General features: G+C 64.2%; 14 protein-coding genes. 9 read left to right on the forward strand and 5 right to left on the reverse strand.

What is annotated here, in order from left to right; translation table 11 throughout:
- Nucleotides 1-123: 123 nt before the first annotated feature.
- From MF134_RS21490 to MF134_RS21530, 9 genes are all read left to right on the forward strand, one after another.
- Nucleotides 124-447: an STAS domain-containing protein gene (locus tag MF134_RS21490; RefSeq protein ID WP_255341467.1), complete on the forward strand. Its 324-nt coding sequence runs from the start codon at nucleotides 124-126 to the stop codon at nucleotides 445-447.
- On the forward strand, nucleotides 444-815 hold the full coding sequence (locus MF134_RS21495; RefSeq protein WP_255341468.1) for a response regulator: 372 nt from the start codon (nucleotides 444-446) through the stop codon (nucleotides 813-815). The genes MF134_RS21490 and MF134_RS21495 overlap by 4 nt, the downstream gene beginning before the upstream one ends.
- Before the next feature lie 91 nt (nucleotides 816-906).
- A complete protein-coding gene (locus MF134_RS21500; protein WP_255341469.1) occupies nucleotides 907-3,195 on the forward strand; it encodes a chemotaxis protein CheA in 2,289 nt (762 codons plus the stop codon).
- Nucleotides 3,196-3,200: 5 nt separating this feature from the next.
- A complete protein-coding gene (locus tag MF134_RS21505) occupies nucleotides 3,201-3,683 on the forward strand; it encodes a chemotaxis protein CheW (protein ID WP_255341470.1) in 483 nt (160 codons plus the stop codon).
- Nucleotides 3,684-3,812: 129 nt separating this feature from the next.
- On the forward strand, nucleotides 3,813-4,721 hold the full coding sequence (locus MF134_RS21510) for a CheR family methyltransferase (RefSeq protein ID WP_255341528.1): 909 nt from the start codon (nucleotides 3,813-3,815) through the stop codon (nucleotides 4,719-4,721).
- A gap of 150 nt (nucleotides 4,722-4,871) precedes the next feature.
- Entirely contained in the window at nucleotides 4,872-5,903 is a 1,032-nt protein-coding gene (locus MF134_RS21515) for a protein-glutamate methylesterase/protein-glutamine glutaminase (RefSeq protein WP_255341471.1), read from the forward strand.
- A gap of 91 nt (nucleotides 5,904-5,994) precedes the next feature.
- Nucleotides 5,995-6,384 carry a response regulator gene (locus MF134_RS21520; protein WP_255341472.1) on the forward strand — a complete coding sequence of 130 codons (390 nt, stop codon included), beginning with the start codon at nucleotides 5,995-5,997 and terminating at the stop codon, nucleotides 6,382-6,384.
- Nucleotides 6,381-6,923, forward strand: a complete 543-nt coding sequence (locus MF134_RS21525) for a chemotaxis protein CheD (RefSeq protein ID WP_255341473.1) — start codon at nucleotides 6,381-6,383, stop codon at nucleotides 6,921-6,923. Before MF134_RS21520 ends, MF134_RS21525 begins: the two co-directional genes overlap by 4 nt.
- Nucleotides 6,924-7,017: 94 nt before the next feature.
- Entirely contained in the window at nucleotides 7,018-7,365 is a 348-nt protein-coding gene (locus MF134_RS21530) for a hypothetical protein (protein WP_255341474.1), read from the forward strand.
- A 174-nt stretch (nucleotides 7,366-7,539) separates the two neighbouring features.
- On the opposite strand, the gene MF134_RS21535 is transcribed toward MF134_RS21530, so the two are convergent.
- The 5 genes from MF134_RS21535 to rpsF all read right to left on the reverse strand — a co-directional run bounded on the left by MF134_RS21535 (nucleotide 7,540) and on the right by rpsF (nucleotide 11,543).
- Nucleotides 7,540-8,829, reverse strand: coding sequence for an SAM-dependent methyltransferase (locus MF134_RS21535; RefSeq protein ID WP_255341475.1), 1,290 nt, complete (start codon nucleotides 8,827-8,829; stop codon nucleotides 7,540-7,542).
- Between the two features lie 177 nt (nucleotides 8,830-9,006).
- Nucleotides 9,007-9,609: a 50S ribosomal protein L9 gene (gene rplI, locus MF134_RS21540; RefSeq protein WP_255341476.1), complete on the reverse strand. Its 603-nt coding sequence runs from the start codon at nucleotides 9,607-9,609 to the stop codon at nucleotides 9,007-9,009.
- Nucleotides 9,610-9,651: 42 nt separating this feature from the next.
- Entirely contained in the window at nucleotides 9,652-10,788 is a 1,137-nt protein-coding gene (locus tag MF134_RS21545; protein ID WP_255341477.1) for a hypothetical protein, read from the reverse strand.
- A gap of 41 nt (nucleotides 10,789-10,829) precedes the next feature.
- Complete coding sequence (gene rpsR, locus MF134_RS21550; protein ID WP_255341478.1) at nucleotides 10,830-11,078, reverse strand: 30S ribosomal protein S18; 249 nt, start codon at nucleotides 11,076-11,078, stop codon at nucleotides 10,830-10,832.
- A 6-nt stretch (nucleotides 11,079-11,084) separates the two neighbouring features.
- Entirely contained in the window at nucleotides 11,085-11,543 is a 459-nt protein-coding gene (gene rpsF, locus MF134_RS21555; protein ID WP_255341479.1) for a 30S ribosomal protein S6, read from the reverse strand.
- Between the last annotated feature and the right edge of the window lie 372 nt (nucleotides 11,544-11,915).

The following is an 11,915-nucleotide window of genomic DNA, read 5'->3' on the forward strand; positions in this document are numbered from 1 at the left end:
TCCGGCACCGGCGGCGGCAAAGAGCGCTCCCCGCCCGATGCCGCAGATGAAGAACACCGGGACGGGCGGTGCTGCCCGCGCGGCAAACCACGACGTCGCCTCTGAAGGATGGGAGGAGTTTTGATGCCTCGCAAGTCAACCAAGAAAACCGGCGCAACCGCGGCTGACGGCACGGTCTTTCCGCTCCCCGCGGTCCTCGACCTCAAGGCGACCGGGCCGCTGACGGAGGGTCTCCTCGCGATGCGCGGCCAGAACCTCGTGCTCGACGCTTCCAAGGTCGAGCGCCTGGGCACCCAGTGCGTCCAGATTCTGATGGCAGCCGCGGCGACCTGGAAGGACGACATGGCTTCGATCAGCATCGTCGAACCCTCCGATTCCTTCAGCGCCGGCCTCCGGATCCTCGGCCTCACGCCGCAAGCCATTCTCGAAAAGGAAATCGCACAATGAGCCGCACCATCCTCACCATCGACGATTCGCGCACCATGCGCGAAATGCTCAAGGCGACGCTCGCCTCCTCGGGCTTCACCGTGGTTCAGGCCGAAGACGGCCAGCACGGGATCGAGGTTCTCCAGTCCATGGGGCAGGAACCCGACGTGATCATCACCGACATCAACATGCCTCGCAAGGACGGCTTCCAGTTCATCGAGGAAGTGCGTGCGAGCGCCGATCGCCGGGCGATCCCGATCCTGGTGCTCACCACGGAAAGCGATGCGGAGAAGAAGCAGCGGGCGCGGCTTGCCGGCGCCACGGGCTGGATCGTCAAGCCGTTCGATCCCCGCAAACTGGTGGACGCGATCAACCGCGTCGCCGCGTAAGCACCGAAGACGTCCGTCCGAACGGCGATCAAGGTCAAGGCAACATACCGGCGCTCATATGCCGGGTCGAGGGTGGGAAAGAGATAGATCCATGGACGCGATGGCGGAAATCCGGCAGACCTTTTTCGAGGAATGCGCCGAACAGTTGGCGGACCTCGAGGCGGGTCTTCTGGCAATCGAGAACGGCGAGGCCGACTCCGATACCGTGAATGCCGTGTTCCGCGCGGTCCATTCGATCAAGGGCGGAGCGGGTGCGTTCTGCCTCGACGATCTGGTGCATTTCGCCCATGTCTTCGAGACCACTCTCGACGAGATGCGCTCGGGCCGTCTCGATACCAGCGACAAGGTCATCAAGATCATGCTGCGCTCGTCCGATGCGCTGGCGGATCTGGTGACCGTTGCACGCGACGGCGGGACGGCCGATGCCGAGCGCAACGCCACGCTGATCGACGAGCTCAAGGGCCTCGTCGCCCTCGCCAAGGGCGAGGAGCCGCCGGCACCTTCGGCCGGTGCTGGCGCCCCCGCGGCTGACGGTCCCACTTATGACGACGGCATGGGCGATCTCGACTTCACGCCGGTGGCGGTCGACCTGTCCGACCTCATGGGGGTGGGCGGCGACAACACGTTCAAGATCGAGTTCAAGCCCAATCCGCGCATGTACGCCAAGGCGAACGACGCGATCCGGGTGCTGCGCGATCTCTATGAACTCGGCGAGGTCAAGGTCACCTGCAACACTGGCGAGGTGCCGCTTCTGACGGCGATCGATCCCGAAGGCGCCTACCTCTCCTTCTCGGTCGAACTGTCCACCGCCGAGAGCGAGTCCAAGGTCCGCGAAGTCTTCGAATTCGTCGAGTTCGATTGCGACCTCTCCGTCGAGGAAGTTGCACCCGAGATGGGCGAAATGGATCTCGACGGCGTCGATCCCGACATCGCCGACATCCTGAGCCGTATCAAGGCCAGCGACGATGACGAGGCCCCCTCCGCCGTGAGCGATGAGCCCGAGGAGGAGGAAGTCGAGGAGGCGGAACCGGAAGCACCGGTCGCGAAAGCCGAGCCCGAGCCGGTCGCCGAAGCGCCGAAGGCGCCACCCGCACCCGCCAAGCCTGCTGCTCCCGCCCCGGCTCCGGCTCCGAGCGCCCCCAAGGGCGAAGCGCAGGACGCCAAGGGTGCGTCCGGCAGCCCGGCACAGACGATCCGCGTCGATCTGGAGCGCGTCGACCGGCTGATCGACCTCGTCGGCGAGCTGGTGATCCACCAGGTGATGCTCTCCCAGCGGGCCTATCAGGCCGGGCTTGCCCGCGCTTCCGACGTCGCCGTCGGCTTCGACGAGCTCGAGCAGCTGACCCGCGAGATCCAGGACTCGGTCATGGCGATCCGCGCCCAGCCGGTGAAGTCCGTGTTCCAGCGCCTGCCGCGCCTTGTCCGCGAGGTCGCCGACATTTCCGGCAAGCAGGTCCGCCTCGTCACCGAGGGTGAGTGGACCGAGGTCGACAAGACGGTCATCGAGCGTCTGGCCGATCCGCTGACCCACATGATCCGCAACGCCATCGATCACGGTCTCGAAAAGCCCGAGAAGCGCCTCGAAGTCGGCAAGGCCGAGGAAGGCGTCGTCCGCGTCGCGGCGATGCATCGCTCGGGCCGCATCGTCATCGAGATTTCCGACGACGGCGCCGGCATCAATCGCAAGAAGGTGAAGGAGATCGCCTCCGACAAGGGCCTGATCCCCGCCGATGCGAATCTGTCGGACGAGGAGATCGACAATCTGATCTTCATGCCCGGCTTCTCGACGGCGTCCGAGATTTCCTCGCTATCGGGCCGCGGCGTCGGCATGGACGTGGTCAAGCGCTCCATTCAGGCGCTCGGCGGTCGCGTGTCGATCTCGTCGAAGCCCGGCAAGGGCTCGACCTTCACCATGAGCCTTCCGCTGACGCTCGCCGTTCTCGACGGCATGATCGTCTCGGTCGGCGACCAGACAGTGGTGGTGCCGCTGACGGCGATCATCGAGACGCTGCAGCCGAAATCTTCCGAAGTGAAGAGCTTCGGCGGCGACGCCCGCCTGATCCAGGTTCGCGACGCCTTCCTGCCGCTCGTCGATGTTGCCCGCGAGCTCGGCTATTCCTACGAGCCCTCCAATGCGACCGGTGGCGTCGCCATTCTGGTCGAAGCGGAGAACGGCGCCCGTTCGGCGCTCCTCGTCGATGCGATCCAGGGCCAGCGGCAGGTCGTGATCAAGAGTCTCGAAGCCAATTACGGCCGCGTCCCCGGCATCGCCGCGGCGACGATCCTCGGTGACGGACGTGTTGCCCTGATTCTCGACGTCGATGCCGTCGTCGCCACGTCGCGGGTCGAGGGCAACTTCTTCAATCAGGCAGCGGAGTGAGCGACATGACGACGGTCTCACCAGCCCATAACGACAATCGGGGCGAACTGGGCTACGCCCGAGAACTCATCGCATTTCGCATCGGAGAGCAGGAATTCTGCGTCGACATCATGTCGGTGCGCGAGATCCGCGGATGGACACCGGCGACACCGCTGCCGCATTCGCCCTCCTATGTGATCGGCGTGATCAATCTGCGCGGCGCGGTTCTGCCGATCGTCGATCTGGCGGCGCGACTTGGCTTTCCGCGCACCGAGCCGACGGCGCGCAGCGTGATCATCGTGGTGCGCGTGGAGCAGCAGCTCTTCGGTCTCCTGGTGGATGCCGTGTCGGATATACTGACGATCACCGACGAGGCGCTGCAGCCCACACCCGACCTTGCCTCCGACCTCGCCAAGACCTTCGTGCGCGGCGTCATGGCGATCGAGGGCCGGATGATCTCGCTGATCGCGACCGACAACGTTCTTCCGCAGTTCCAGGCGGTCGCCTGAACGGCGCGCTGATCAAAAACGCATGCGCAACGGGTACATGAACGCTGCCCGAAGATCTGACCGGCGACCGCAAGGGTGTCGCCCCTACGAGAGGAGAGACGGCCGGTGAGTGCTTCGCGAGAGCCCATCATGCGTTCGCAATCGCGCGCGGGTTCCGATGCCAAGTCGGTGGGAAGCGGCGAATTTCCGATGACGGAGAAGGATTTCGCCACGATCGCGAAACTTCTCTACGAGGACGCCGGCATCTTCCTCGCGGAGACCAAGGCGACCTTCGTCTACTCCCGACTTTCCAAGCGGCTTCGGGCGCTGGGACTGGAAAGCTTCAAGGACTACTGCTCCCTTGTCCAGACGACGGGCAAGGCGGGCGGAGAGCGCATGGCGATGCTCGCCGCGCTGACGACCAACGTCACCCATTTCTTCCGTGAAAAGCACCATTTCGACTTTCTGCGCGACACGCTTCTTCCCCCCCTTCTCGCCGAGGCCAAGCGGGGTGGCCGCGTACGGCTGTGGTCGGCAGGCTGCTCGATCGGCCATGAGCCCTATTCGATCGCGCTGACTGTCCTGTCCATGATGCCGGATGCGGCCGAGCACGACGTGCGCATCCTGGCGAGCGACATCGATCCGAACGTGGTTGCGACCGGTCGCGCCGGCGTCTACGCGGCGAGCGCGCTGGAAAGCATTCCCACCGAGATGCGCCGCAAGTGGTTCCGCCCCAGTTCGGCGGATTCGCTGGGCGGAAAGGGTCACGCTGCGACCGAGATGATCTACGAGGTGGCCGATCCGCTGCGCGATCTGGTCGCCTTTCGCGAATTGAATCTCATCGGGGAATGGCCGATGCGCGGCCAGTTCGACGCGATCTTCTGTCGCAATGTGACGATCTATTTCGACCAGCCGACGCGCGAGCGTGTCTGGAAGCGGTTCAGCGAGCGGCTGCACCCGGAGGGCGTCCTGTTCATCGGACATTCCGAACGGATCACCGGGCCGGCTCTCGAGGTTCTCGAGTTCCAGGGCAACACGTCCTACCGGAAGGTTCGTTGAGCGAAGATCGGCGAACACTCGAAGAATGAGGGTTTGCGCCGTTGACGGGACGCGGGGAGCCTACGGGGCGTTCGTGGATAACCGCAACGGAACGGAGACGATGCGCCGGATCGATCAAGAGAGGATCGCCGGCCTTGGGGGAACTTTGCCATGTGCGCTGCAAGCGTTCTTGTTGTCGACGACTCCATGACGATGCGGGCTTTGATCAAGCACGCGCTGAGCCGTGACCCCGAGATCCGGGTCGTCGGCGAAGCGTCGAATCCGTTCGAGGCACGCACCAAGATGAAGGAACTCGATCCGGACGTGGTGACGCTGGATGTCGAGATGCCGAACATGAACGGCATCGAGTTCCTGGAAAAGATCATGACGCTCAGGCCGACGCCGGTGATCATGGTGTCGAACCTCACCGCCCCCGGCGCTGCCGCGACCCTTGCAGCGCTGGAGATCGGCGCTTTCGACTGCGTCGCCAAGCCGAGCGCGCGCGAGAACATGTTCGAATCCCTGCCAGGCATGATCAAGGAAGCCGCCCGGGCGAAGCCCGGCATGGCGAAGCGATGGAATTCGGGTCCGCAGCGAATCAACGTCTCGCCGCGCGAGACGGCTCGGCCGCAGCGCGCCGCTCGGATGCCCGAGCTGATCGCCATCGGCTCCTCGACCGGTGGGGTGGAGGCCCTGATGCAGGTTCTGTCGGAATTCCCGGCCGATTGCCCGCCGACCCTCATCGTCCAGCATCTGCCCGCGGCGTTCACGACCTCCTTCGCCGCCCGGCTCGACCGTGCGTCACGCGCCACCGTGGTCGAGGCCAAGGGCGGCGAATCGCTCATGCCTGGCCACATCTATCTCGCGCCCGGCGGCGAACGGCACATGTTGCTGAAGTCCGGCTCCCGGCCATCGATCGCGCTGGTGGAGGGCGCTACGGTCTCGGGACACCGACCGTCCGTCGACGTTCTGTTCTCCTCGATCGCCAAGGGCTTCAAGGGCGAGGCCTGCGGCCTGATCCTCACCGGCATGGGGCGAGACGGGGCGCAGGGCCTTCTCGAAATGCGTCAGTCCGGTGCGCAGACCCTTGGTCAGGACGAGGAAACCTCTCTGGTTTACGGGATGCCGCGGGTGGCATTCGAAATCGGTGCGGTTACGCGACAACTGCCTCTGAACAAGGTCGCAAAGTACATTTTCAGCTAGGCTTACGGTTTGATAATAAAGAGATTTTTCGCGCCGCGGAGAGATTTCTTTCATCAAATTCGTGTCTACTCGGCCTCGGAAGGAAAACGCCATGAGCATCGCACAACACTTAAAGGTCCTGATCGTCGACGATCACCGCACGAGTCGCATGCTGATCCGCGACGCGCTGGAGCAGCTCGGCATCAAGAACATCGTCTTTGCCTGCGATGGCGAAGAAGCGTTGAAGGCGATGATGGCGACGCCCTGCCACATCATCATCTCGGACTTCAACATGCCGAAGCTCGACGGGATCCAGCTGCTCAAGGCCATTCGCTCGTACAATCCGACGAAGAAGACGCCGTTCATCATTCTGACGAGCAAGGGCGACCGCGAGCTTGTGATGAAGGCCGCCCAGCTCGGTGTGAACAACTTTCTGGCCAAGCCGATCACGGTGCCGGTGCTGAAGAAGACGATCGAAGCGGTCGTGGGAAGGTTGCAGTGATCCAGAGCGGCGCACGGCCCAATCGAATCCATATCATGCAGGGCGAAGCCCGAGTGGAGAGGGGCGAAAATGTCGTGCTGACGACATTGCTCGGCTCATGCGTCGCCGCTTGCATCCGCGATCCCGAGGCCGGGGTTGGCGGCATGAATCACTTCCTTCTTCCCGGAAGCGGAGGGGCGGAGGGTGGCCGGGCCGAAAGCTTCGGTCTCTATCTGATGGAAGTTCTCATCAACGGTCTGCTGCAGAAGGGCGCGCGTCGGGCGCATCTGGAAGCCAAGCTCTTCGGTGGAGCGCGCACGGTCGACGGCCTGTCGGATGTCGGCTCCAAGAACGCCGCCTTCGCCGAGCGATTCCTCAAGATGGAGGGCATTCGCTATCTCGGCGGAAGCCTCGGCGGGACGCGGGGGCGCCGGATCGAATACTGGCCGGTCTCGGGCCGAGCCCGGCAGATCTTCTTCGAGGACACGACGATGCCGAAAATCCCCGTCGCGCCGCCCGCGCGTCCGCCCCAGTCGGTCGGCGACGTCGACCTGTTTTGATCGCGTCCCTCACGACGAGGCTTCGGCGGGCAGACGTTCATGGAGCCCGCCGGTGCGAAGCTGCGCACGACCAGGAAAAGATGAGAGCATTCGCATGACGACGCATTCTCTTTCGGACCTCCTGCGGTCCCTGTCCGAGGAACTGCGGGCCCTTTCGGGAACCACGGAGGAAATGCACCATCTGGTCTGCCATGATCATCTGAGCCAGGACAGCGATTATGTTCGCACGGTCCAGAGTATCGATCACACGACGCAGATGCTCGACAATCTCTCCACGTTCCTGGCGGTGATCGGGGAAGAGGCGAGCGAGGACTGGCAGGTCGCGGTGGGCACCGCGCTGGAGACGGTCCGGATGACCGAGCTCAAGCGTCGCCTGCACGGCAGCAGCGCCGAGACGCCGGATTCGAGCAACGACAATGGTGATCTGGAACTCTTCGGATAAGGCGGAGCCAGGCCGAGGGCCTGGCTTGCCGCGTCACGGGGCGGCGTTTGAAACCGCGCGTCTGTGACGGAGCCCAACGCAGACACGGGCGCCGGGCGGCCATCCTGAAACGCCAAACTTCGCCGGCTGGCGGCCATGGCCGAAGAGCAGCCGCAGCCGGTCCGGCGAAACCATCTACTCGGCGGCCTGGCGGTCCACCCAGGCCATGTCGTCCCGTTTCTCCTTTCGGGCCGCCGCCTCGTCGAGCGCGCGGAGGCGATCCTCCTCCTCGCTCATGTAGCTGCGAGTGATCGGCAGGGTGTCGAGGCTCTTGGTGAGCTGGATCTGGAAGACCACGAGATCCTGCCAGCGGAATGCCGTCTCCGAGACGACGAGATAGAACTCCCACATGCGGCAGAAGCGCTCGTCATAGAGCGCCTTGGCCTCCTCGCGCCGCGCCAGGAAGCGCTCCCGCCAGGCTTTCAGCGTCTCGGCATAGTGGATGCGCAGGACTTCCACGTCGTTGACGATCAGGCCATTGCGCTGAACGGCCTCCATGATTTCCGAAAGCGCAGGAATGTATCCGCCTGGGAAGATGTATTTGGCGATATAGGAGTTGGTCGTGCCCGGCGGGTCGTATCGCCCGATCGTGTGGAGCAGCATCACGCCGTCGTCCTTCAACACGCTCTCGCAGCGCTTGAAGTATTCGTCGTAGAAGCCGACGCCGACATGTTCGAACATGCCGACCGACACGATCCGGTCGAACGGGCCTTCGGTCTTGCGGTAATCTTCGAGCCGGAACTCGGCGAGATCGGAAAGGCCGCTTTCTGCTGCCCTGCGATTGGCGATGGTCAGCTGCTCGTCCGACAATGTGACGCCGACCACATTGGCCTGCAGATTGCGGGCCAGATAAAGCCCCATGCCGCCCCAGCCGCAGCCGATGTCGAGGACGCGAAGGCCTGGCTTGTCGAGTTTCATCTTGGCCGCGATGTGCCGCTTCTTGGCGAGCTGCGCCTCTTCGAGGGTCGCGTTCCTATCCTCGAAATAGGCGCAGGAATACTGGCGGTCCTCATCAAGGAACAGATCGTAGAGCTGCCCCGACAGGTCGTAGTGATGCTTGACGTTGGAGCGGGCGCGTTTGGGCGTGTTGTACTGCACGATGCGGCGCGCCGCGACGCGCACCCGCTCGATCACCTTCATCCACGTCTGGTCGGTCGCGTGGTTGCCCGCATTCTGGAAGATGAGCGCGAGAACGTCGTAGAGGCTGCCTTCGACGACGTCGATCTCGCCGTTCATGTAGGCTTCGCCGAATTTCAGGCTCGGATTGAGCGCGACGGCTCGTTCGGCCGCCCTGCTGTTGAACCGCAGGGCCACCGGCATTCCGGTGCCGTCGCCCCATCTGTGGGTCTGACCGTCCGCGTCGATCACCTTGAAATCGCCGAAGGCGATAATGCGGTCGAGATAGAATTTCAGAATTCCGTTCATACTGTCGATCTCCTGGCCGAAGCCCCTAAGAGACCGCGGCGGCCGTCGTCAGCCGTCGGGTACCGTTACACGCTGCACTGCGATACGGAATCCTAATTGAGACTCACGATATGAAAAGAGCCCCGCCGTGGGCGGGGCTCCAATTTTTGACAAAAAAATGTCGGGCTGCAGATTTTTTCAGGCCGAGGCTGCGTTCTCTTCGCCTTCGCTCGCTTCGGTCTCGGTGTCCTCGCCTTCTTCGATCTCGTCCTCGTCGGCATATTCGTCCTCGTCCGGGCCGTACATGGCCTCGACCGAGGTGAGATCCTCGCCGCGCGCCTGGCGCTCGGCCTCGTCCGGCGAGCGGGCGATATTGAACTCGATCTCCACCGAGACTTCCGGGTGAAGGCTGATGGTCACGCTGTGCAGACCGATCGTCTTGATCGGATGGTTCAGTTCGACCTGGTTGCGGCCGACCTTGTAGCCTTCCTCGGCGAGGATCTCGGAGACGTCGCGGGTCGACACCGAGCCGTAGAGCTGACCGGTCTCGCCGGCCGAGCGCACGACGATGAAGCTCTTGCCCTCGAGCGTATCGGCGACGCTCTTGGCTTCGGCCTTGCGCTCTTCGTTGCGCTGGACGAGCTGGGCCTTCTGCGCCTCGAAACGCGCGCGGTTGGCTTCGTTGGCGCGAAGCGCACGGCCGGTGGGCAGGAGATAGTTGCGCGCATAGCCATCGCGCACCTTCACGGTGTCGCCCATCTGGCCGAGCTTGGCGATGCGTTCGAGAAGAATGACGTCCATTGTGATGGTTCCCTTGTTTGAAGTCGTGTGGAATGCTTGGGTTCAGGCGGAATCGGTCGGAGGGGCGCGCAGCTGCCGCCAGGTGTCGGCAAGCCCCATGATCGTGAAGATCAGGATCGGAAAAGACAGGATCACGATCCCCGCATAGCTCGCAAAGAGCAGCAGGCCGCGATTGGAGCGACCCCGCGAACGGGCGTGGAGCCGGGCGAGCCCCACCAGGGTGAATGCCATGCCGAAGGCGCCCATGACGACGGTCGCGGCAAGGGCGATCGTTCCCGGCAGGAACGAAACGGCAAGGGCGGTCACGAACACGAAGAGCGCCACCGGTGGCAGGTGCGCGGCTGTCGGCAGATCGTCCTTCGGCCTCGGCAGGCGACCGGAGGTCCGCACGATCCAGGCCCCGAGATAGAGCCCGACCACCAGCGTCAGCGTCAGAACCGCCGGCTGCACCAGCGGCACCAGATTGAGGAGCAGGCCGGCGACATTGTCGAGTTCGGCCTCGCTCACCTGGGCGGCGGTGCCTCCCTCGCTCAGGGCCGCCACGATCTCCGGCTTCAGCGCCTCGACATCGTAGCCGAAATACCAGCCGAGACCGAGGCATGCGAGGGTGGCCATCAGGGCGATGGCGAACAGCACGCGATCGAGAGGATACCAGAGCAGCTTCGGAGGCGCCGGTTGCGGGGCCTGGCCCGGCCCAGCCTCGTTCTGATTGGCCGCCATGTTCGGATCGTCATGCGCCGGATCGCCCAGCGGCTGGGCGAGGCCGAGGAGATGGCCGGCGATCGCGGCCGGACCGGTCATGGCAACGATCAGGAGAAGCGCACCGGCCCAGGAGCCCGAAAGCGCCACGATGACGAGCGCGGAGGCGATCGCCGCGATGGCACCTGCAACCGTTCCCCAGCCAAGGCTGGCGATCGCGATCGGGATCGGCGCGGCGAGCGCCAGCGTCACGGCCGAACTCGATTGCAGGACGACCCCTGCAAACAGAAGCGCGCTCGCTGTTCCCGCGGCGGCGGCAATGAGGAGGCTGGAAGGTTTCATCTCGTCCGGTCGCTGTCCTGCACGCGGGCAGTTAGAGGCGTCTTGCCCCAGCTCGATCGCCGGTCCCGAACCTGCGATCGTCTTGGTCTTTTGCGGTTCGTCCGCCACTTCGGCGGCGGACGAAACCTTGGTCTTCATCCATGGCGCGCGGGCGACCGTCCGTCAGCCGCTCCCGCGTCCTACTTGATGACGTAGGGCAGCAGGCCCAGGAAGCGGGCCCGCTTGATGGCGCGGGCAAGCGCGCGCTGGTTCTTCTGGGAAACCGCCGTGATGCGCGAAGGCACGATCTTGCCGCGCTCGGAGACGTAGCGCTGCAGGAGGCGGATGTCCTTGTAGTCGATCTTCGGCGCTTCGGAGCCGGAGAACGGGTCGGACTTGCGCCGGCGATGGAAAGGACGGCGAGTGGGAAGCTGGGCGATATCGACCATGAGAGCTTACTCCGAATCAGAATCGCGGTTGCGGCGGGGGCGGTCGTCGTCGCGGTCGCGACGCGGACCCCGATCATCGTCACGGTCGCGGCGCGGGCCACGATCACCGCGATCGCGGTCACCGCCGCGGCGGGGGCGGTCGTCGCGCTTCTGCATCATCGCGGACGGGCCTTCTTCATGGGCCTCGACGCGGATGGTCATGTAACGCAGGATGTCTTCGTTGAAGCGCATCAGGCGCTCCATCTCATCGACCGCCTCGGAAGGCGCATCGATGTTGAGCATCGTGTAATACGCCTTGCGGTTCTTCTTGATGCGGTAGGTCAGGGTCTTCAGACCCCAGTTCTCCACCTTGACGACCTTGCCGCCATTCGACTCGAGAATGCCCCGGAACGTTTCCACCAGCTGGTCGACCTGCTGGTTCGAGACGTCCTGGCGCGCGAGGAAAACATGCTCGTAAAGAGCCATTCGGTTCACGCCTTTCCGTTTTCGTTCATCCTGGCCCGAACCAGCGGCTAAGCCTCTGCCACTTCCCGGGATGGCCGGAAGGCCGGAACGGAAAGGCGACATCGAGAGCGGTCGAGAGCGGAGACACGGGAAGCCGACGACATTTGAAGCGTCATGATGCCGGAAATCCGGCAGCCTTCCGTTCAGCCCCCAGCTGGTTGCCGGGCTATGATGGGCGGCGCATAGCGCGAGCTGTCGAAAAATGCAAGCCCGTCCCATCGCCAGCCGGGTCGAAGCTCGAATGTGCGCTGCAATCCCTGGCTGTCGGCGCCGATGGTGGCGAAAGCGCAGAGGGCGGATGTCGCAACGGGGTGGCCCGTCCGAGCGCGCCGC

It is taken from the genome of Jiella marina (assembly GCF_024359545.1).
In the GTDB taxonomy this organism is placed as follows: domain Bacteria; phylum Pseudomonadota; class Alphaproteobacteria; order Rhizobiales; family Rhizobiaceae; genus Jiella.